This window comes from Variovorax atrisoli (assembly GCF_014195185.1).
GTDB lineage: Bacteria > Pseudomonadota > Gammaproteobacteria > Burkholderiales > Burkholderiaceae_C > Variovorax > Variovorax atrisoli.
Genome location: NZ_JACIBG010000002.1, coordinates 914,054 through 938,031, shown reverse-complemented (window position 1 = coordinate 938,031; position 23,978 = coordinate 914,054). Strand labels below are relative to the sequence as shown.

The following is a 23,978-nucleotide window of genomic DNA, read 5'->3' as shown; positions in this document are numbered from 1 at the left end:
CCCCCAAGTGAGCGAAGCCCCTGCCATCCGGGTGATGCTGATCGAGGACGACGAAGACGTCCGCGTCAGCACCACCCAGGTGCTGACCCTGGCCGGTTTCGAAGTCGAGTCCTTTCCAAGCGCCGAGCGCGCGCGCCCGCACATCACGTTCGGCGTGCCCGCCGTCGTCATCAGCGACGTGCGCCTGCCGGGCATGAGCGGCACCGAGTGGCTGCCCGAGCTGCGCAACGTCGATCCCGAGCTGCCGGTGATCCTGGTCACAGGCCATGGCCACATCGCGATGGCGGTGCAGGCCATGCGCGAGGGCGCCTACGATTTCATCGAGAAGCCCTTCGGCTCCGAGCGGCTGGTGGCCATCGTGCGCCATGCCATCGAGCGGCGGCAGCTCAGCCTGCAGGTGCGCGCATTGCGCGATGCGCTGGAGAACTGGCAGGGCATCCAGTCGGTGCTGATCGGCCGATCGGCGCAGATGCAGCAGGTGCGCCAGACCGTGAAGACGCTGGCCGAGACCTCCGCCGACGTGCTGGTCTACGGCGAGACCGGCACCGGCAAGGAGCTCGTCGCGCGCTGCCTGCACGACCACAGCGCGCGCCGGCGCCAGCATTTCGTGCCGCTCAATTGCGGCGGGCTGCCCGAGTCGCTGGCCGAGAGCGAGCTCTTCGGCCACGAGGCCGGCGCCTTCACCGGTGCGAGCCGCATGCGCGTGGGCAAGTTCGAGTACGCCAGCGGCGGCACGCTGTTCCTCGACGAGATCGAGAGCATGCCGATGGCGGTGCAGATCAAGCTGCTGCGCGCGCTGCAGGAGCGCAGCATCGAGCGCATCGGCTCCAACAAGACCATTCCCTTCGACTGCCGCGTGGTGGCCGCGAGCAAGGACGACCTCAAGGCCATGAGCGACCAGCAGAAGTTCAGGGCCGACCTGTACTACCGCCTGGGCGTTGCCTTCATCGAGCTGCCGCCCCTGCGCGAGCGGCGCGAGGACATTCCGCTGCTCTTCGAGCACTTCACGCTGCAGGCCGCGACCCGCTACGACCGCCCCGCGCCGCTCTTGAGCAACGCCCAGCTGGCCGACCTGATGGCCTACGCCTGGCCCGGAAACGTGCGCGAACTGCGCAACGTCGCCGACCGCTTCGTGCTGGGCCTGCTTGGCGAGCGCCTGACGCAGACGCACGGCGGCGGCGGGAGCGCGCAGGGCGTGCCCGCATTGCCGCGCGGGCTGCCGCAGCAGGTGGAGTCGTTCGAGCGCGCCGTGATCGTCGAGGAACTGCGGCGCCAGCGCGGCGACCAGCCGGCCACGGCCGCAGCGCTGGGCATCGCGCGCCAGACCCTGCACGACAAGGTGCGCAAGCTGGGCCTGACGGTCGACGAGTTCAAGTGAGCGAAGCGGCGTACGCGGAGGCTTGCGTACGTCAAGTCTGGAACTGGTAGCCGGTGCCTCGCACGGCGTGCAGCGGCAGCGAGATGCCCGCAGCCGTCGCCTTTCGCCTCAGCCGGCTCACGACAGCGTCCACGCGCTGCAGATCGAAGTTCTCCAGGTCCTCGCCGCCCAGTGCCGCGGCGAGCTGCATGCGGTCGACCGGCTTGTTGCGCTGCTTGAACAGGCTGGTGACGATGGCGCGCTCCGACATCGTGAGGCGTAGCGCCCTGCCGTCCGGGTCGTACAGAATCCAGTCGCCTTCCTTGAGCACCCAGCGCCCAGTGCCGCGCGGCGCCTCGGGCTGATAGGGCTGCAGCGTTCGGCCGGCACCCGCTTCGGCAGCCTTGATGCGACGGTAGATGGCCTCGATCGATGCCGCGAGCTCCTCGGCATGCACCGGCTTTACGAAATAGGCGTCGGCGCCACCGCGCAGCCCGCGGACCCGGTCGCCGAGGTCGCCGTGCGCGGTCGCGAAGACGATCCCCACATTGCTGGCCGAACGCAGGTGCTGGGCGATCGAAAAACCGTTCTCGTCCGGCAGCTCGATGTCGATGACCACTACATCGCAGCGATCGACCGCGTAGGCCCTGTAGAACTCCGCCGCGGTAGAGAAGCCGGAGGCCTTGAAACCCAGTTGTTCGAGGCTGTAGACCAGCGCTTCCTGAAGGTCTTCTTCGTCCTCGATCAGATAGACGGTTATCTTTTTATCGGTGTTGGCGTTCGGAGTATTCATGGTGCACCTTTCCTGGGCGGCTAAACGGGACCGGCGCCGAAGAGTGGCTGGACAATATCAACAACATGAAAAGAAATCGCTGTCTTTTTTTTATCCTGGGGGTGGCGCTGTGGCTTGTTTCGCTGGTTTCCCATGCCCTCGAGCTACGCAGTGACCAGGGGCTGGAAGAACCCGTCCTGCTGCACGGTCATGAGGAAATCTTCATTGATACATCTGGAAATATTTCTATCGAGGACATTCTTTCAGGCCGCGAAGGCGTGGAGTTTATAGCCGGGGATACTCGCCACGGACGGCTTCGCCCCGGCGAGATTTACTGGATCAGATTTTCATTGCAGCGAGAGCCCGGCGCTCCTTCGCAATGGGCCGTGCAGATATTCCCCAACTGGATCGACGACGTGGAGGTCTACCGCCGCGATGCCTCGGGCAAGATTTCGGTGGATAGGGTGGGCGACCAGCACCCCTTCGTCGAACGGACCATCCGCAGCGGCATGCTGGCCTTCCCGGTCGAAGCGGGATCCTCGCCCGAAACCTACTACGTGAGGGTGAGGACACATGGCTTGGCCCCCCTGTGCCTGCATGTCTGGCAACGGGCGGGGATGGAGAGAGTAGAGATCAGCCGCATGGTTCTTGTCTCGGCACTCGCCGGCGCCTTCGGCGTCATGGTGCTGATGAACCTGATCTTCTGGGTCTGGCTGCGCAACGGCATCTATGCGGTCTATGCGCTCTTCTTGGCCTTTATGTTCGTGTTCGTCGCCTTGATGCAGGGCTACGCGAACTCGCTGTTGTTTCCCGAGGCGCCCGTCGTAGCCGACCGCTTCATGGACGTGATCTCAAGCGCGCTAATGTCGATCGGTGCCGTGTTCGCATGGCGATTCTTCGACTACGACAGCTATTCGCCATGGGCTGCCTGGTTGATGAAGGCCGCGGCGGCTACCTTCGCAGCGACCGCGTTTCTTTCGGCATGGGGCGTCCAGGCGGCCGTCCATGTGGCGATCTACCTGCAGATGGGCGTCGGAGTGTTCAACCTGGGCTTCTTCGTCTGGCTGATGCTTCGCCACCGGGCGTTCCACTATCTCCTGGCTACCACCATCTTCACTTGCGTGAATCTGTCGTGGACCTTCTACGTGCTGGTGCTGCTGGGGGTAGTGAACATGTCGCAGCCGTACCTTCTGGACTCTTGGATTCCGATGTTGCAGCTCGCGAATCTGGCGATGCTCAACTTCGCGGTGGCCAGCCGTTCAAGGCAAGCGGAACTGGCCCTTCGCGCAGAGCGCAAGGTCGCCTTCGATTCGATGAAGGTCGCCAAGAAGGCGCTGGAGGACAGAGTGCGGCAGCGTGAATTCGTCGCCGTCGTCTCGCACGAATTCCGCACGCCGCTCGCCATCGTCGACGCGGTGGCCCACGCGCTGGAACTGTCGCCTTCTGGCCGTGACGAGGCGGTGAAGCGCGCGGTCGGCAAGATCCGCAAGGCCATCCGTCGCCTCGCCGTGCTCATCGAGAACATTTTGCAGGACGACGCGTTGGCGGTCGGCTCCACGAAGCCCGCCGCCCGCAGCTTCGATCTGCGCGAGGTGATCGAGAGCGTGGCTGGCGTCGGGCTACCCGAGGAAAACGCCCGCCTGAGCGTCGAGGCGCCGACCCAGCGGACGATGTGCATGGGCGACCCCGCAAAAATCGAAATGGCGATCCGCAATCTGGTCCACAACGCCCTGAAATACTCCCCTTCCAATTCGACGGTCACGGTGCGCTGCGACTCCATGACGGGTTTTTTCAGCGTGACAGTCTGCAATCAGGGGGAGCCGATTCCCGATGGCGAGCAAAGCAGCCTCTTCGAACGCTATTTCAGAGGGGCCACATCGACCCAGGTGCCCGGCTCGGGGCTGGGACTCCACATCTCGCGGACCATCGCCCGCCAGCACGGGGGCGACGTGGTACTGCTGTCCAGCGACGATCAGGGCACGGTGTTTCGCCTGACGATTCCGCTGGAACCAGCGCCTCTTGGGCTGCCGCGCTGACCGAGGCCGGTTGCGACCGCGTCAGCGCGGGGTCTTGACCGATAGTGGAATGTGACTTTTTCGATTCCAGAAAGAAAACGTTCGCAGAGTCGCTGGCGGCATCGGATGACATTAATGGTCATTAATGCGCATTGACTTCGGGTCCGGACAAGGAGTTTTCCTGCTCCCTGTCCAACTTTGTGATTTTCTTCCACTCACTATACAAAAGTTTTAATTTTATGCGCGAGTGAATCAGTCAGCATAGGTCATTTGTGGTCAATCTCTGACATTGTCTGATCTGATTGTAAATAGATACATTCCCCACCCCGAAAGGGTTCACGGGGATGCGGGGAAAGCGCTTTCCGTGAAATCCAACGTCAAACGGAGAGTTTGGAATGATTTCGCCGGAGTCTCGCGCCCAGGTTTTCAACCTGGACAAATCCCAACTGATTTGCCTGCCGCCGCACCAGCGCCAGTTGTCGCACGCCGACACCTTCGATCTGCTTGCCGATTTCATCGGATCGCTTCAGGCGGGGCAGCATTCAGGGCTGGTCCTGCTGCCATTGCCCGTCAATGCGACTGTCCAGTGGCTTGACTCGGTCCGCGCTCTCATTGACGCGCCGCTGCTCTTCGCAGTCAACAGCGACAGCGTTGCTGCACAACAGCGCATCGATCGTGAGTTTTCCGGAGAGAGAAACTTCGATTTCGTGCTTCATCCCTTCGATCTCGAAGAGGTCAGATCGAAAGCACAGGGCCTGCTTCACCGCTCCACCATGGCGGCGTACGGCGCTGGAAGAAACGAGCTTCTGATTTATCGGGGCTACCGCTTCCAGATCAGCGAACGTCGGGTTTTTCACGGCGACCAAGAAATGTACCTGCAACCCCGCGAATTCGATTTGGCGCTCGAATTGTTCCGGAACAGGGATTGTCTTTTGAGCCGCGAGCAGCTCTACAGTCTTTTCTGGCGGGACACCGTCAGCCTGCGCTCTCGCGCATTGGATGTCTGCGTTTTCAAGATCCGCAGAAAACTCAATATCGAGCCGGCAAATGGATTGATGCTGCGCGCCGTATTCGGACAAGGTTACAAGCTGCACACGGTTTCACCAATGTTCCTCAGATGAATTGAGGGTTGCCTGTATTGCAGGCAATTTTGGCCGGCGCTTGGTGCCTCGAGCGCCGCCTTCCTTTTTGATTTTGTTTTTTACCTTTCCGGGATGCATCCGAGCAACATAGCTGGAGCTCCTTGGAATTTACTCGTCGATAGAAAAATGCAGGGAGCAGAAAATGATTTCGTTGAAGGTGGTCAGCAAGCGTAGCGGCGACTCCACGCCCGTCTCGGTGTCCGAGGTGTTCCTGAACGAGGCTGCAGTCGTCCGGGTGGGACTGTCCAGGGAACAGATCAGGGGAATGCGCCGTGTCGGCAACGACTTGGTCATCACCTCTGTCTCGGATGAGGTCGTCACCGTCCGCGACTTCTTCTCGTTGTTCGATGGCCACAAGAGCGATCTCGTGCTCGAGGGTGAAGACGGCGGCCTGTGGCTGACCGGCTTCGGTGAAGGACAGGGTGAGCTGGCATTCAGCTATACCAGCATCGACGCCATCGAGCCCCTGCTGCTGGCACAGGACTTCAACTTCGGCGTGGTGCCCTGGCTGCTGGGCGGTGGGCTGGCGGCTGCCGGTGTCAATGCAGGCGGCGGAGGGAGCTTCAGCGGCGGTTCCATGATGGCGGTGGCGCCTTCGACGCCACGTGCATCGGCTGCGAACGACTCGTCGCCTGGCAGGCCCACGGTCAATCCCACCAATGCTACGAAGATCACCGGTACTGCCCAGCCGGGCACGACTGTCAAGGTCTTCGACAACACCGGCAAGGAGATCGGCAGCGCGGTCGTCGCATCGGACGGCAGCTACATGGTCGTGCCGTCGACGCAGCCGCCTCACGGCTCCGAACTCCGCGTCGTCGCAGTGAACCAGGCGGGTACCGTGAGTCCCGAGGCCCGTGCGACGGTCGACAGCCTGGCGCCGGCCGCACCCACGATCCAGCCGACCACCGGCATCTCCGTCAGCGGCAAGGCCGAGCCCGGCTCGGTGGTCACCGCCACCGACGAGCGCGGCAACGTGATTGGCAGCACGACTGCCGGGGAGGACGGCGCCTACCGGATCATGCCGCCAGCACCACTATCCAATGGCGCTGTGATCAAGGTCGTGGCCGTCGACTCCGCAGGAAATGCGAGCGTGCCGGCCACCACGGCCGTTGACCTGACCGCTCCCGGACGGCCCACGCTCGATCCGAGCAACGGCAGCAAGATCGCCGGCTCGACCGAGCCCGGCGCGGTGGTCGCCATCAGGGACGACACCGGAAAGCTCATCGGCAGTACGACTGCCGATGTCAGCGGCAGGTTCAGCTTCACGCCCTCCACGCCTCCGGCGGACGGCACGTCCATCTCGGTGGTGGCAACCGATCCCGCAGGCAATAACAGCGACCCTGCAACCGCCGTCATCGATCGCACCGCGCCTGCCACGCCCAAGGTGAACCCGACGGACGGCAATCCCATCACCGGCATTGCGGAGCCCCGTTCGATCGTCATCGTCACCGACGAGAAGGGGGACGTCATCGGCAGCACCACGGCAGCCAACAACGGCATCTTCAGCCTCACGCCCATCAAGCTGCCGCGCAACGGCGACGTCGTCAAGGTCGTCGCGGCCGATGCGGCCGGAAACACCAGCGCGCCCGCCACCGCCACCATCGACGGCACGCCGCCGACGCCCACCGTCAACGCGACCAACGGCCGCGTGATCGCCGGCACTTCGGAGCCTGATTCGTTGGTCACCGTCACCGACGGCAACGGCAAGGTTGTCGGCAGCAGGACCACCGCTGCCGATGGCACCTACTCCCTCTCGCCCGCGGCGCCCCTGGCGGATGGCACGGTGATCCATGTCGTTGCCAAAGATCTTGCCGGCAACGTCGGCAGGGCCGTGACGACCACCGTCGACAGCAGGCCGCCCGATGTCCCGCAGGTGGACGCAACGAACGGAACGACGATCGCAGGCAAGACCGAAGCGGGTGCGCTCGTTACCGTCAAGGACGGCGCGGGCAAGCTCATCGGCAGCACCACCGCCGATGCCAATGGCAAGTTCAGCCTTTTGCCGACGACGCCTCTGACCGACGGCACCGTACTGCACGTCGCCGCCGTGGACGCCGTCGGTAACGTGAGTGCCGAGGGCCTGGCCACGGTGGACCGCGTGCCGCCGGCCGCCCCCTCGGTCGACCCTACGCATGGCAACCACATCACCGGTCGTGCGGAGATCGGCTCAGTCGTCACAGTCACGGACATCGCCAGCAAGGTCATCGGCAGCGCGACGGTCGGCTCCAACGGCTTCTACAGCGTGGTACCCAAGTCGCCCCCCAATGACGGCACGGTGCTGCGCGTGACCGCTACCGACGCTGCCGGCAACACCGGCCCTGAAACCAGGACCACGGTCGACGGCGTTCCTCCGTCGAGACCCACGGTCGATCCGACCGCGGGCAGCCCGATCACCGGCACCGCCGAGTCCGGCGCGCTGGTCATGGTCAAGGACAGCGCCGGCACCCTGCTCGGCAGCGCGACCACCGACTTGAACGGGCGCTACAGCATCAAGCCCGTGACAATTCCGCCGCACAACAGCGTGCTGCGCGTCGTCGCGACCGACCCTGCCGGCAACGACAGTCCGGAAGCCAGAGCCACCGTCGACAGCCTGCCGCCTTCGGCGCCCATCGTCGATCCGAGCTCCGGCCGCACGATCAGCGGCACGACCGAGCCAGGTGCAGTCGTCACCGTCAAGGACGGTGCGGGCAAGCTGGTCGGCAGTGCAACGGCCGACGCGAACGGCAAGTTCAGCGTCGTTCCCGCCGCGCCGCTGGCCGACGGTGCCCAGCTCAACGTCGTCGCCTCCGACTCCGCGGGCAATGCGAGTCAACCCGCCACGATGGTGGTCGACGCCGCGGCCCCGCTCGCACCGGCCGTCGATCCCACCGACGGCAGCCGGATCACTGGCAAGGCTGAAGCCGGCTCCGTGGTCACGGCAAAGGACGGAGCCGGCAAGCTCCTCGGCAGCACGACCGCTGATGCGAGCGGCAAGTTCAGCATCGGCCTCGGAACCCGTGAGACTGATGGCACCATCATCACTGTCATCGCGGCCGACCGGGCGGGCAATGCCAGCCAGCCTGCCACCGTCACGGTGGATGGCACGCCGCCTGCCAAGCCCTCGGTCGATGCAACCAACGGCAACTCGATCACCGGCTCGGCCGAGTTGGGCTCGTTCGTCACCATCCGCGACGGCGCTGGCAACATCGTCGGCAGCGCTGCCGTCGATTCAAACGGCCGCTACGGCATCAAGCCCTTGAGCGGCCTGTCGCACAACACCGTGCTGCGCGCCGTTGCCACGGATGCGGCCGGCAACACCAGCCCCGAGACGCGGGCCACAGTCGACAGCGAGCTGCCCGCCGTGCCCAAGGTCGATCCGACCAACGGCGGTTCGATCGCGGGCAAGGCCGAGCCCAACTCGGTCGTCGAGGTCACGGACGGCACCGGCAAGCTCATCGGCAGCACGACGGCCGATGCCAACGGCAACTACAGCATCAAGCCGGCAACGCCGCTGCCGCACGACACCCTGTTGGACGTCACCGCCACCGACGCAGCGGGCAACACCAGCCAGCCAGCACGCGCCACCGTCGACGGCCTGGCGCCCAATGCGCCCACGGTCAAGCCGACGAACGGCAGCCTGATCGCAGGCACGTCCGAGCCCGATGCCGTGGTCACCGTCAAGGATGGCGTCGGCAAGCTCATCGGCAGCACGACCGCAGACGGCAACGGGGCCTATGCCGTGCAGCCTGTGGTGCCGCCCTCCGACGGTACGGTGCTGCGGGTCATCGCCACCGATGCTGCCGGCAACAGCGGCCAGAGCGCGACTGCCACTGTCGACCGCGTGCCGCCTGCCGAGCCCTCGATGGATCCGACCAACGGCAAGCTGATCTCCGGTTTCGCAGAGGCCTATTCGGTCGTCACGGTCCGCGACGGCGTCGGCAATGTCGTCGGCAGCACGACGGCGGCTTCGAACGGCTCCTACAGCATCAAGCCTCCGCTCGTCCTGCCGGACGGCACCGTGCTGCGCGCCTTCGCCACTGACGCTGCCGGCAACAGCAGCTCCGAGGCCCGAAGCACCGTGGACAGCGTCGTGCCCGTCACGCCGACGATCAGCCCGACCAACGGAAACCGCGTCTCGGGCAAGGCCGAGGCCGGCTCGGTCGTCACGGTCAAGGACGACGCCGGCAATCTCATCGGCAGCACCATCGCCGAATTCAACGGCACCTTCACCGTCACGCCGGTAGCGCCGCCTGCGCACGGCACCGTGCTGCACGTCGTTTCGACCGACGCTGCCGGAAACACCAGCCCCGAAGCCCGGGCGATGGTCGACCGTACGGCGCTGCCGGGTGCCACTATCAACCCGACCGACGGCAGTCCCATCACAGGCATGGCAGAGCCCGACTCGGTGGTCACCATCAGGGACGATGCCGGAAAGCTGATCGGCAGCACCACGGCCGATTCGCGCGGTGCCTACAGCGTCACGCCAGCCTTCACCCCGCCGCACGGAACGGTGCTGCACGTCGTGACCACCAACGCTGCAGGCAACGAGAGCCCCGAGGCCACCGCGACGGTCGACAGCGTGCCACCTCCCGCACCGGTCATCGATCCGAGCAACGGCAATCTGATCACCGGGACGGCCGAGGGCGGCTCCGTGGTCCGCATCACCGATGACACCGACAGGCTCATCGGCAGTGCGATCGCCGCGCCCAACGGCGCCTACAGCGTCAAGCCCTTGGCCGTTCCGGCGCACGGTACGGTGTTGCGCGCCGTCGCCACCGACGCCGCAGGCAACGCGAGCCCCGAAGCCAGGACGACCGTCGACCGCGTGCTACCTGCGGCACCCAAGGTCGATCCGTCGCAGGGCGGCGTCGTCACCGGTTCGGCGGAGGTCGGCTCGGTCGTCAAGATCACCGACGATGCCGGCAAGCTCATCGGCAGCGCGATCGCCGGCAACGACGGCGCCTACAGCATCAAGCTCTCCACCACCCTGCCGCACGACTCGGTGATGCGCGTGACCGCGACCGATGCCTCGGGCAACGTGAGTCCCGAAACCAGGGCGACGGTCGACAACTTGGCTCCGGACGCACCGGTGGTGAAGCCCACCAACGGCAGCACCGTCACCGGCACGGCGGAGGCGGGCTCGCTCGTCACCGTGAAGGACGGCGTCGGCAACACGCTCGGTACTGCGACTGCGGACGGCAACGGCAACTACAGCATCAAGCCCACCACACCGCCGGCGCATGACACGCAACTGAGCGTGACCGCTACTGACGCAGCTGGTAACACCAGCGCACCTGCCACGGCCACTGTCGACAGCAAGGCTCCAGACGCACCGAAGGTCGATCCGACCTCGGGCAGCACCATCGCCGGCACGGCCGAAACGGGCTCGCTGGTCACCGTGAGGGACAGTGTGGGCAACCTCATCGGCAGCGCGACCGCGGGCAGCAACGGCAAATACAGCATCACGCCCTCAACGCCGGCGATGAATGGCACCCAGTTGCGCGCGATCGCCACCGACGCGGCAGGCAACACCAGCCAGGCCGCGACGGCCGTGGTCGACAGCGTGGCGCCCGTCATCGCCGTCGCGATCCTCAGCGACGCTAACAACGACGGCTTCATCAACGGCAAGGAGATGGGCTCCGAAGTGACCGTGCGCGTCAAGCTCGTTTCCGGCGCCGCCGAAGGCGATGCCATCAGCGTCACCGACGGCAACCGCAACGTCGAGGTGACGCTGGCCGCGGCGGATGTCGCCAAGGGCTTCGCCGGTGTCTCGTTCCCCAACCCCGCGGAAGGCGCGTCCATCCGCGTCAGCGCCGTGAGCCAGGACCTAGCCGGCAATGTCTCCAGGCCGGTGGCGGTCGACAGCGCCGTGCTCGACACCACGGCACCGGCGACGCCTGCAACCGTGTCCGCATCGGACAACTTCGGTCCTGTGCAGGGCGAGTTCGGCAGCGGCGGCTCCACCGACGACACCACGCCGACCCTGGCCGGCAGCGGCGCGACGCCGGGCGAGATCGTCAAGGTGTACGACGGCGCAACGCTGCTCGGCAGCGCGACCGTCAAGTCCGACGGCCGCTGGGAATTCACGCCGACCGGCCTCGGCCATGGCACGCACAGCATCACGCACACCATCACCGATGCCGCGGGCAACACCAGTATCGCCAGCACGCCGCTGACCTTCACCGTCGACACATCGGCGGTGGCCGTCAGCGTAACCAAGGCCGGGGAACCGCGGCAGGGCCAGCCGGTCAAGCCGCGCCCTGCCGGCTTCACCGATGACACCACGCCGGCCGTCGTGGGCACGGCCTCGCCGGGCGCGGTGGTGACCGTCAAGGAGGGGTCGAAGGCACTGGCTTCCGCCACGACGGATGCCAACGGCAACTGGAGCCTCATGCTGCCCGCGCAGTCGGAAGGCGCGCACAGCTACAAGGTGACGGCGGTCAACGCAGCCGGCAACAGCAGCGAGACCGCGTTCACGCTCACCATCGACACCACGCCGCCGGCCGTGCCGGTGGTCGCATCCGCGGAAGACGACCTCGGGCCGGTGCAAGGTGCATTGGCCAGCGGCGCCGCCACCGACGACACGAGGCCCACCCTCAGCGGAAGCGGCGCGACGCCGGGCGACATCATCACCGTCCATGACAACGGCAGCGCCATCGGCAGCACCACGGTGCAGTCCGACGGGCGATGGAGCTTCAACACGGCTTCGCCGACCGCACCGCTGTCCGAGGGCGAACACAAGCTCACCGTCACGGCCACCGACCCGGTGGGCAACCAGAGCGGGCATTCGGCGCCCTTCGTGATCAACGTCGACACGACGCCGCCGGCGAGGCCGGATGCCATCTCGGGCTATGCCGACAACTTCGGCGCCGTGCAGAACACGGCCAGCACGGCGGCATTCACCGACGACACCACGCCCGGTTTCAAGATCGGCTCCGTCGCGGCCGGCCTGACGCCGTCGCTGTACGTCGACGGCGCGAAGGTCGCCGCGACCTTCGACCCGAACACGGGCACGCTGATGCCTACATTCCCGCTGGCCGAAGGCGCGCACAGCATCAGCTACACGCTCACCGACGCGGCAGGCAACGAAAGCCCGCGCGCCGTCGATTTCAGGCTCACCGTGGACACCACGCCGCCGTCGGCCCTCGATGCCTCCCAGCTGCGCGTGCTGGATCACGTCGGCCCTGTCCAGGGCCCCCTGGCTGCCGGCGCGAAGACCGACGACAGCAAGCCGGAGTACACCGGCACGGCCGATCCCGCCCAGGTCACGGCCATCAACGTCTACGACAACGGCAATCTCATCGGCAGCACCGCGGTGAACGCCGACGACACCTGGCGCTTCACGCCTGCCGTGCCCCTCGCCCTGGGCGCACACAGCCTCGTCGCATGCCCTGTCGATGCGGCAGGCAACATCGGCCCGGCCACGCCCGCGTCGACCTTCACGCTCGTGGGCGATCCGCCGGCGGCACCCGCGATCATCGGCGTGAGCGACGACAAGGGCAGCGTCACCGGCAACGTGGCGCCCGACGCGAGCACCGACGACACCACGCCCACCCTGCGCGGCACGGGCACGGTCGGCACGGTGGTCACCGTCTATGCCGACGGCGCGGCCGTTGGCTCGACCAGCGTGGCCTCCGACGGCACCTGGAGCGTCACCACCAGCGCCCTGAGCGGCGACGGCACCAAGAACCTCACCGCGCAGGCGGTCGACGGCGCAGGGCAAGTCAGCCCGCGCACCGGCGTCTATGCGATCGTGCTCGACACCACTGCACCGGCCACCCCTGCAGTGGTCACGGCCATGGACGACCAGGGGCCTGCACAGGGCGCGATCACCGCCGGCGGCGTGACAGACGACACCACGCCCACCTTCAGCGGCAGCGGCGTGAAGGCCGGCGACACCATTCGCCTGTACGACGGCGGCGCCCTCATCGGCAGCATCACGGTCGCGACCGACGGCGCGTGGAGCATCACGCCCAGCACGCCGCTGGCCAGCGGAGCGCATCGCATCACCCTGACCGTGACCGACGCCGCGGGCAACACCAGCGCCGCCAGCGCGCCGCTGGAGTTCACCGTCGACCTCGCGGACGTCGTCGTCAGCATCGAGCAGGTCGTCGACGACCAGGGCAGCATCAAGGGCAACCTCGCTCCCGGTGCCCGCACCGACGACACGACGCCCACGCTCGTGGGCAAGGCGACGGCCGGCGCGCTCGTCACCGTCAAGGAAGGCGCGACGGTCCTCGGTTCGACGACCGCCGATGCCGGCGGCAGCTGGCGTCTCACGCTTTCCGCTCAAGGCGAGGGCACGCATAGCTACACCGCCACCGCGGTGAACGCCGCGGGCAAGAAGGGCGAAGCCACCATCGACCTGACCATCGACACGACCGCCCCGGAAGTGCCGAAGATCGCCGGCGTCGGTGACGACGTGGGCCTCGTGCAGGGCGCGCTCGCCAGCGGCGCATACAGCGACGACACCACGCCCACGCTCGGCGGCAGCGGTGCCACTGCCGGCGACCTCATCAAGATCTATGACAACGGCAGCTTCCTCGGCTCCGCCACGGTGAAGGCCGACGGCAGCTGGAGCTTCACGCCGACCACGCCGCTGGCAGAGGGCGCGCACCGCTTCACCGCCACGACCACCGATTCCGTGGGCAACGAGAGCGCGCACTCGGGTTCCTTCACGGTCAACGTGGACGTCACGCCTCCGACGGCCAAGGCCACCGTCGGCGCGATCAGCACCGACACCGGCACGAGTGCCGACGACTTCGTCACCAGCGACCGCACGCTGGTCGCGACGATCACGCTCGACTCCGCGCTGGAGCAGGGCGCCACGGTGCAGATCTCGATGGACAACGGCAGGACCTGGAGCAACGCCACGCCTGTGGGCAACAACAACTACCAGTTCGACAACACGGCCGTCTCGCTGCCCGATGGCAGCTATACCTTCCTGGCGCGCGTCGTGGATGCCGCCGGCAATGCGACCCCGTCGAGCTCGCAGGTCGTGATCATCGACAACAGCGGCCCCACCGCCGACAACGCCGTCGCGATTACCGCCTATACCGACGACGTTGCGCCCAATGTCGGCGACTACCCGAGCGGCACGAGCACGAACGACACCACGCCGGTGCTCAAGGGCACGGTCTCGGGTCTGAAGGCCGGCGACGTCGTGCAGATATTCGAGGGCGCCGTGCTGCTGGGCACGGCCACCGTGAACGGTGCCGCATGGACCTTCGCGCTGCCGGTCCTGGCCAACGGCACCGCCCACACCTACAAGGCCGTGATCGCCGATGCCGCAGGCAACAAGGGCACGGCCTCGGCGGACTTCTCGCTGAGCGTGGCCACCGCAGTGCCTTCGCAGTCCGCGCAGATCGTCGGCTTCACCGACGACCAGGCCCCGCTGACGGGCACCTTCGGATCGGGCGCCGTCACCAACGACACCTCGCCGCTGCTCAACGGCACCTTCACCGGCACGCTCAACACGGGCGACGTCATCGTCATCTATCGCAACGGCGCGCGCCTCGGTGCCGCCACCATGACAGGCGGCAGCGCCTGGACCTTCCAGGATGCGGGCCTGGTCGACAACACCAGCTACAGCTACGCGGCATTCGTCGAAGATGCCGCCGGCAACCGCGGCGGCTCCTCGGCGGCCTTCACTCTCACCATCGACCAGCGCGCGCCCAGCACGGCGCCCTCGATCGACAGCGTCACCGACGACGTCGCGCCCGTCACCGGCAGCATCGCTTCCGGCGGCACCACCAACGATGCCCGCCCCGAGCTGAAGGGCTCCGGGGCCGAGCCCAACGGCACTGTCAGGATCTACGACAGCGGCACGCTGATCGGCACCGCGACGGTGGACGACGCGGGCAAGTGGAGCTTCACGCCGGAGGCCGGCAAGGAGCTGGCCAACGGCGTTCACAGCCTCACGGCGAGCAGCGTCGATGCGGCCGGCAACGAGGGCCCGCAGTCTGTTGCGACGGCCTTCACGGTCGACACCATCGCGCCGTCGCAGTCGACGACCATCGTCTCGATCAAGGACGACCAGGGCGCACTGCAGGGAACGGTGGCCGACGGCGGCTTCACCGACGACGTCGCGCCGCAGCTGGCCGGCACGCTCTCGGCGCCGCTGCAGGCGGGCGAGAAAGTGGTGGTGCTGCGCGACGGCGCAGTCATCGGCACCGCGACGATGACCGACGCCACCCACTGGACCTTCGACGACGCCGGCCTGAGCGACGGCCGCACCTACGCCTACACCGCACGCGTCGAGGACGCCGGCGGCAACCGCGGCGCCATCTCGGGCAGCTACGCCATCACCATCGACACCTCCGTGCCGGCGCAGAAGGCCGCGATCTCGACCGTGTTCGACAACGTCGAGCCGGTGCAGGGCGATGTCGCCAACGGCGGAACCACCAACGACTCGCAGCCGGAACTCAGAGGCACGATCACCGGCAGCCTGGCGGCCAACGAGTTCGTCACCGTCTATCGCGACGGCGTCAAGATCGGCACCGCGTCGATCTCGGGCACGAGCTGGTCCTACACCGACACCAGCGGCCTCGCCAACGCCGCGAGCTACAGCTACACGGTGCGCGTCGAAGACGCCGCCGGCAACGGCGGTGCGGCTTCGTCGCCGTACGTCATCACGCTCAAGCTCTCCGGTCCGGCCACCACGGCAGCCATCACCGGCGTGAATGACGACGTCGACCCGCAGCAGGGCGACGTGCCGAACAACGGCTACACCAACGACACCGCGCCCCAGGTCTCGGGCACGATCTCGGCTGCGCTGCAGGCGGGCGAGAAGGTCGTGGTCCTGCGCGACGGCAAGGAGGTCGGCTTCGCGACCATGACGGATGCGACGCATTGGACCTATGCCGACAGCGGGCTCTCCAACGGAAGCGCCTATGTCTACACGGCCCGCGTGCAGGACGCGGCCTCCAACCCCGGGGCAGAGTCGAACGCCCACGCCATCCGCATCGATACGTCCGCGCCGACGCAGACGGTGAGGCTGCTGCGCGCCATCGACAACGTCGACCCGGTATCGGGCGACATCCCGGCCGACGGCACCACCAACGACGACACGCCCACGCTGGAAGGCACGCTCTCGGCCGCACTGACCGGCACCGAGCAGCTCCATGTGTTCCGCAATGGCGTGCACGCCGGCACGGCCAAGGTGAGCGGCACCCGCTGGACCTTCGAGGACGCAGGCCTCTCCAGCGGCACCGCCTACACCTACGAGGCGAGGGTCATGGACGCAGCCGGCAATGCCGGCGCTGCCTCGAACAGCCTGCGCTTCACCGTCAACACGTCGGGTGTCACCCAGACGGTTCAGATCCTCGGTGTGGAGGACCGCACCGACCCGGCGATGGGCAACGTGGCCAGCGGCGCCGCGACCAACGAAACCAGCCCGTTGCTCACCGGCTCCATCTCCACCGCGCTGGGGGCTGGCGACGTGGTCCAGGTGCTGCGCAACGACAAGGTGGTCGGCACCGCCACGGTCACCGGCACGACCTGGAGCTTCTCCGACTCGGGCCTGGCCGACGGCATGACCTACAGCTACACCGCCCGCGTCGTGAACTCGGGCGGCAACGAGGGGGCGAAGAGCGCTGCCTATGCGATCTCGCTAGACCTCACCGCACCGGGCCAGACCGCTGCGATCACCAGCTTCACGGACAACCAGGACCCGCAGCAGGGCGACTTCCCCTCGGGCAGCGCCACCAACGACACGACGCCCATGCTCAACGGCACCTTGAGCGCCCCGCTCAGCGCGGGTGAAGTGGTGGCGATCTATCGGAACTACAGGCGTGTCGGTTCCGCCACCATGGCCGATGCCACCACCTGGACCTTCCAGGACTCGGGCCTGGTCGATGGCGTCAGCTACGTGTACAGCGCCGCCGTCATCGACGCCGCGGGCAACAAGGGGCCGAGCTCCGCGCTCTTCTCGATCGCCATCGACCGCACCGCACCCGCGGCGGCGCCTTCGATCGACAGCGTCATGGACAACACGGCACCGGTCATCGGCCAGATCACCGCCGGCAGCACGACCAACGAAACCCGCCCCCAGATGGCGGGCGCGGGTGCCGAGCCCAACGGCACGGTGAAGGTCTACGACAACGGCACGCCGATCGGCACCGCGATCGCCGACGGCTCGGGCAAGTGGAGCTTCACGCCCGAAGCCGGCAAGGCGCTGTCCAACGGCGCGCACAGCCTGACGGCGGGCAGCGTCGATGCGGCCGGCAACGAGGGACCGCGGTCTGCGCCGCTGGCCTTCACGGTCGGTACCACTGCGCCTGCGCAGGTGGCAACGATCACTTCGATCAGCGACGACACCGGCGCCAGCGCGAGCGACTTCATCACCAGCGACACCACCCTGGTAGTGACGGCGGCGCTGGACGCCGCGGCCGCCACCGGCGAGAAGGTGCAGATCTCGCTCGACAACGGCACCAGCTGGCGCGATGCGACGCTGGTCTCGGGCAACACCTATCGGCTGGACAACACCGCTGTGCCGCTCGCGGCTGGCGACTACGTCTTCCAGGCGCGCGTCGTCGACGCCGCCGGCAATGCCGGCAAGCCGACCAGCCAGCGCGTGGTGATCGACACCCGGCACTCGGCGGGCATCACCATCGACATCGCCTCGATCAGCACCGACACCGGTGTCGCCGGCGACTTCATCACCAGCGATACCAGCCTGACCATCAACGGCAGGCTGACCGGCACGCTGGCCTCAGACGAAACCGCGCAGATCAGCCTCGACGGCGGCGCCACCTGGGTCAACCTGATCGTCAGCGGCGGCAACTGGAGCTACGTCGACGGCAGGGTGCTGACCGACGGCAGCCACGACTACAGGGTGCGCGTGGTGGACACCGCCGGCAACCTCGCGGCCTTCGACGCCCGCACCGTGGTCGTCGACACCTCGACGCCGACCGCCGGGAATGCGGTGGCCATCACCGCCTATGCCGACGACGTCGACCCGAATGCGGGCGACTACGCCAGCGGCACGACCACGAACGACACCACGCCGGTGCTCAAGGGCACCGTGTCGGGCCTGAAGACGGGCGAGGTCGTGCAGATCCTCGAAGGCGGCGTGCTGCTGGGCACCGCCACCGTGAACGGCAATGGCAACGTCTGGGAGTTCAAGCTGCCGACGCTGGCCGATGGAAGCACGCACACCTACACCGCTGCAATCGCCAGCGCTGCCGGCACCAAGGGAACCACCTCGGCGAACTTCACGCTGACGGTCGATACCGTCGCCCCGTCTGCCGCACCGGTCATCGACAACGTCGACCCGGTCCAGGGCCCGATCGCCCAGGGCGGCACGAGCAACGACGCGCGCCCGGAGTTCAAGGGCTCGGGCGCCGAAGCCAACGGCACGGTGAACGTCTACGACAACGGCGTGCTGATCGGCAGCACCAGGGCCGATGCCTCCGGCAAGTGGAGCTTCGAGCCTGCATCCGGCAAGGAACTGGCCGACGGCGTGCACAGCCTCAGGATGAGCAGTGTCGACGCGGCGGGCAATGAAGGACCGAAGTCGGCGCCGATGGTCTTCACGGTCGACACGGTCGCACCGTCGCAGACCGTGACGCTCGCGCGCGCACTTGACAACGTCGACCCTGTGCTGGGCAGCATTCCGGCCAATGGAAACACCAACGACGATTCGCCCAGGCTGGAGGGCATGCTCTCCGCCACGCTGGGAGGATCGGAACAACTGCGCGTGTTCCGCAATGGCGTGTACGTGGGCAATGCGAGCGTCAACGGTACCGACTGGGTCTTCGAGGACACCGGCCTCTCGAACGGCACCACCTACACCTACGAGGCCAGGGTCATGGACCTGGCCGGCAATACCGGAGCAGCCTCGAACAGCATGCGCTTCACCGTCATCACCTCGACGGTTACGCAAACGGTGGATATCACTCGAGTGCAGGACAACGTCGATCCGGTGCGGGGCGCCGTGGCAGACGGCGGAACCACCAACGACGCCGCCCCGGTACTCGTGGGCTCGATCTCAACAGCGCTGAATACGGGCGAGGTGGTCGAGGTGCTGCGAAACGGAACCGCGATCGGCACCGCCACGGTGTCCGGAACCAGTTGGCGTTTCGCCGACAAGGGACTCGCCGATGGTGCGACCTACAGGTACACCGCCCGCGTCGTAAGTGCCGGTGGCAACCAGGGCGCAGAGAGCTCGGCTCACTCCATCACGCTCGACCTGACGGCCCCCGTCCAAAAGGCGGCCATCACCGACTTCACCGATGACCGCGATCCGCAGAAGGGTAATTTCGCGTCCGGCAGCGCGACCAACGATGCGGCGCCCCAACTCAACGGCACGCTCTCAGCGCCGCTTGCGACGAACGAAGTGGTGGCGGTCTATCGCAACGGCTCGCGCCTTGGCGCTGCCGTCGTGAGTGGCAGCACCTGGAGTTTCGAGGACAAGGGCCTAGATGATGGCAGCACCTACCGCTACACCGCCCGCGTCGAGGACGCTGCGGGCAACCAGGGTGGTGCCTCGGCGGAGTTCACGCTCACGGTCGACCGGACCGCACCGGTGACCGCTCCCTCCATCGACAGCGCAAGGGACGACGTCGCGCCGGTGACGGGGGCCATCGCGTCGCGCGGCGCGACCAACGATGCACGTCCCGAACTGACAGGCTCGAGCGCAGAACCGAACGGCACCGTCCACGTCTATGACAATGGCACGTTGATCGGTACTGCGACGGCGGATACCTCGGGGAACTGGAGCTTCACGCCCGCGACGGGCAAGGAGCTCGCCGATGGTCTGCACAGGCTCACGGCGCGAAACGTCGATGCAGCGGGCAACGAGGGCCCGCAGTCGACGGCGATGGTCTTCACGGTCGACACGATCGCTCCGACGGCCACGCCTTCCATCGATCGTGCCGTGGACGACGTCGGATCGATCACCGGCTCGATCGCGCCTGGAAGCATGACCGACGATGTCCGCCCCGAGATTAGAGGGACGGGAATCGAGCCCAACGGCATGGTGAGCATCTACGACAACGGCAAGCTGATCGGTTCCACGACGGCGGACGGCTCCGGCAAGTGGAGCTTCACGCCCGAAGCCGGCAGGGAACTGGCCGATGGCACTCACAGCCTGACGGCGCGCAACGTGGATGCCGCTGGTAACGAGGGCCCCGCGTCGGCAGCGCTCGCCTTCACCGTCGATACAGTCGCTCCCACGACCGCGCCTTCCATCGACCGCGCCGTCGATGACGTGTCCCCCGTCGTCGGGGTCATCGCGCCCAACGGCGCAACCAATGACACCCTCCCCGAGCTGGGTGGTAGCGGCGCCGAACCCAACGGCTTGGTGAAGGTCTACGACAACGGTACGCTGATCGGCTCCGCGACTGCGGACGGCTCCGGCAAGTGGAGCTTCACGCCCGACGCCGACAAGAAGCTTGCCGACGGGGCCCACAGCCTGACAGCGAGCAACGTCGATGCCGCAGGCAACGAAGGCCCGAAATCGGCGCCGCTGAGCTTCACGGTCGACACGAAGGTGCCGGCCAATGAGGCGAAGATCGCCGGCTACATCGACGACGCGGGCCCGGCCAGGGGTACCTTCGGCAGCGGCACCACGACCGACGACGCGAACCCGGTACTCACCGGCACCCTGACGACCGCGCTCGGCGCCGGCGATACGGTGAATGTCTACGAAGGCTCCGCCCTGCTGGGGACGGCGACAGTGACGGGCGCCACCTGGACCTACGACCTCGGAGTTCTCGCGGACGGGTCGACCCATACCTATCGCGCTGCCGTGATCAGTTCGGCGGGCAATCAGGGCAGCCTGTCGGGCGGCTTCAGCCTGACCGTGGACTACGCCGTCACGGTCAACCGCCAGACGACCGTCGACACCACGCCGCTCGTCTCGGGTGGTATCCCCTTCAAGCTGGTTGGTGGTCAGTATCTCGAGGTCACCATTGTCGGAAAAACCTACAGCTCGGCCGATGGTTCGGTGGTTGTCGATTCGCAAAACGAGAGCTGGTATGTGCAGGTGACGTCGGACATTCCGGTCGGAACTCATGACGTCCGGGCCGTCGTGAAGAACGCTTCCGCTGCCGTGGTCACCGACGACGCAACCACGGGTGAACTGATCGTCGCGACGGCGCCGACGGTGACCGTTGGATCGGTGGCCAGTGACCCGAACCAGAAGGCGACTGCCTACACGCTCGGTGAGAACGGCATGTGGCGCATCCACAGCAACCAGACGATGCTGGATGCCGACGGGAGCGACAGCGCTTCGCTGGGCAGCTTCAAGCAGACGTATCTCCGCAGCAATACCAACGATGCTTCAAGCATCGGCTATGCCCGCGGTTATGTCGGGCCAAACTACGTGCAGAACGCCACGTTCATGGACTTCAACCGCGATGGATACATGGATCTGTTCGCGGAGGACAGCACCTACGACGATGGCCAGCAGGCCTTCCTCTACAACGGCGCCTCCTACACCGCCGTGCAGGTCGGCGGGCCGGCCGCCGTGTACGGCGACAAGCTCACCCCCGGAAGCGCGAATACGTACAGCTGGTTCGGTGGCGTGGTGGCCTTCGACAAGACCGGGGACGGGCTGGTCGATCTGGCATATGGCGACCAGACGCCCAACGACGCGACAAGCGGCGGCGGCTATGACTCCCAGATCGTGCTGAACGCGGACGGCACCATCCTCGGCATGGTGAAGGACGGCGGCTACACCGACGACAAGGCGTCCGCGTCGGGTGCGCCCAATTCGAACAATTACTACAACACGACCTTCGACATGGAACTGTCGGGCGTCGACCTGGACAACGACGGCAAGGTCGACCTGGTCTATCACGCCACGGCAAGCCTCACGAAGCTCGGCGGACCGTACGACGACCCAAACACCAATCCTCGTCTGGGCAGGAGTACGAACCAGCACCGGCTGGTCGTCGCGAGCAACAAGGGCGACGGCACCTGGGAGAACACGCAGATCATCGAGAAGACCTTCCAGCGCACAGACGACGACCCATACTATGGAAACGGCATCTCCATGACCTGGGCCGATTTCAACGGCGACGGTTACATGGACCTGTTCCTCAGCCGCGGGTACGGCACCACCACCGACGCCCAATACCAGAGCCGCATCATCTTCAATGACGGCACTGGCAAGCTGAAGATGGATTCCGGGACGCAGTACGCCGGCGTCGGCAGCCAACCGTCGGGCATGTACATGGTCAACGACGCGTACGTCGGCTGGAACGGCGCAACGCCGACCACGAAGCGCCTGCAGGGCGGTCCCTCGATCGCAGTGGACTGGGACGGCGACGGCAAGATGGATGCCATCGAACTGCCCGGCCTGGGGCCGAGCGGCGGCCAGACGGCCAGCGGCATGTCCGGACCGATAAACCTCTACCTCAACAAGAGTTCGTCCGGAAATGTCCAGTTCGACACCGTCAACCTTCTGGGAGGGCTGAATGAGACCGGCATCTGGACAGGCAACAACGCGACCAACAACGCCGTGACCGGCGCTGTCGCGGTCGACATCGACTGGGACGGCGACCGCGACCTGCTGGCATTCACGCAGCGGGGCAACACGAAGTTCATCACCAACACCAGCACGGTGGCCGATGGCACGGCGCTGCATTTCCGCATCCTCGATGCGCAGGGCATCAACGCGCTCTACGGCAACACGGTCCAGCTCTTCGATTCGAAGGGCAAGCTGGTGAGCACGCAGATGATCAACCCGCAGTCCGGCAACCAGACCAACGACAGCTCGGCGATCGTCGATTTCTACGGGCTCGACGCCAGCGAGACCTACACGCTCGCACTCCTGCGCATCGCCAACGGCAAGGCGGCGGACGTCGGCGGCCTGGGCAGCCTCGGCGGCAACACCATCGAGAACGTCAATGCGGCCTGGACCGGCCTGAAGACCGGCGCTGCGAACCATGCCTTCGTGCTGACGGCCGAGTCCGACAGCAACGTGACCAACGCCGACATCGGCAACGGCATCGTCGGAACCGGCTACAACGACACCTTCTTCGCCACCCTCGGCGACGACAAGTACGAGGGCGGCGGGGGCACAGTGACGGTATCGGGCGTCAGGGCGTGGAGCAACACGGGAGGTGTCGACGTCGTCGACTACAAGCTCGCTGGCAGCACGCCGCTGACCATCGACCTGAGCAAGGCCGGCGTTCAAAGCACCGGCTTCGGCAGCGCGACCTTCAGCAACATCGAGGGCCTCGCCGGCGGCAGCGGCTCGGATGTCTTCACCGACAACGCGGCGGACAACCAGTTCGAGGGGCGCGGCGGAAACGATGTCTTCAACCTCACGGGCGGGGGGCGTGACACGCTGCTGTACAAGCTGCTCGCCTCCAGCGATGCCACCGGCGGCAACGGCGCCGACTCGGTGAACTCGTTCACGGTCGGGACCTTCGAGGCAACCGCCAATGCGGACCGCATCGACATTCGCGAACTGCTGGTCGGCTACAAGGCGGACGCCGACGGCGCGGCCCGCTACATCAACGGCGTCGCCACCATCGACGCCGGCGAGACCATCGGCAAGTACCTCAGCGTGACGGTCAGCGGAGGCAACACCACGCTGTACATCGACCGCGACGGAGCGGGCGGCGCCTACTCGGCGACGCAGCTGATCACGCTCAACGGCGTGACCACCGACCTCGCGACGCTGCTCGCCAACCACCAGCTCGTGCTGGCCTGAGGCCCATTGCCGGACGAGAGAAGGGCGCGACACGTGCGCGCCCTTC

5 protein-coding genes are annotated in these 23,978 nt (G+C 66.6%); 4 read left to right on the top strand and 1 reads right to left on the bottom strand.

All coding sequences use genetic code 11. From position 1 onward, the window contains the following. Positions 1 to 7 precede the first annotated feature (7 nt). Positions 8 to 1,378, top strand: coding sequence for a sigma-54-dependent transcriptional regulator (locus FHY06_RS11065; protein ID WP_019658319.1), 1,371 nt, complete (start codon positions 8 to 10; stop codon positions 1,376 to 1,378). 31 nt (positions 1,379 to 1,409) lie between these two features. Here FHY06_RS11065 and FHY06_RS11060 read toward each other — a convergent pair whose 3' ends face one another. Beyond that, on the bottom strand, positions 1,410 to 2,150 hold the full coding sequence (locus FHY06_RS11060; protein WP_019658318.1) for a response regulator transcription factor: 741 nt from the start codon (positions 2,148 to 2,150) through the stop codon (positions 1,410 to 1,412). Positions 2,151 to 2,215: 65 nt separating this feature from the next. On the opposite strand from FHY06_RS11060, the gene FHY06_RS11055 reads away from it, so the two are divergent. The 3 genes from FHY06_RS11055 (at position 2,216) to FHY06_RS11045 (ending at position 23,932) form a co-directional block, all read left to right on the top strand. After that, a complete protein-coding gene (locus FHY06_RS11055; RefSeq protein ID WP_184604967.1) occupies positions 2,216 to 4,165 on the top strand; it encodes a sensor histidine kinase in 1,950 nt (649 codons plus the stop codon). A 374-nt stretch (positions 4,166 to 4,539) separates the two neighbouring features. Continuing rightward, entirely contained in the window at positions 4,540 to 5,265 is a 726-nt protein-coding gene (locus FHY06_RS11050; protein WP_184604966.1) for a winged helix-turn-helix domain-containing protein, read from the top strand. Positions 5,266 to 5,428: 163 nt separating this feature from the next. Then, on the top strand, positions 5,429 to 23,932 hold the full coding sequence (locus FHY06_RS11045) for an Ig-like domain-containing protein (RefSeq protein WP_184604965.1): 18,504 nt from the start codon (positions 5,429 to 5,431) through the stop codon (positions 23,930 to 23,932). The last annotated feature ends 46 nt before the right edge of the window (positions 23,933 to 23,978 follow it).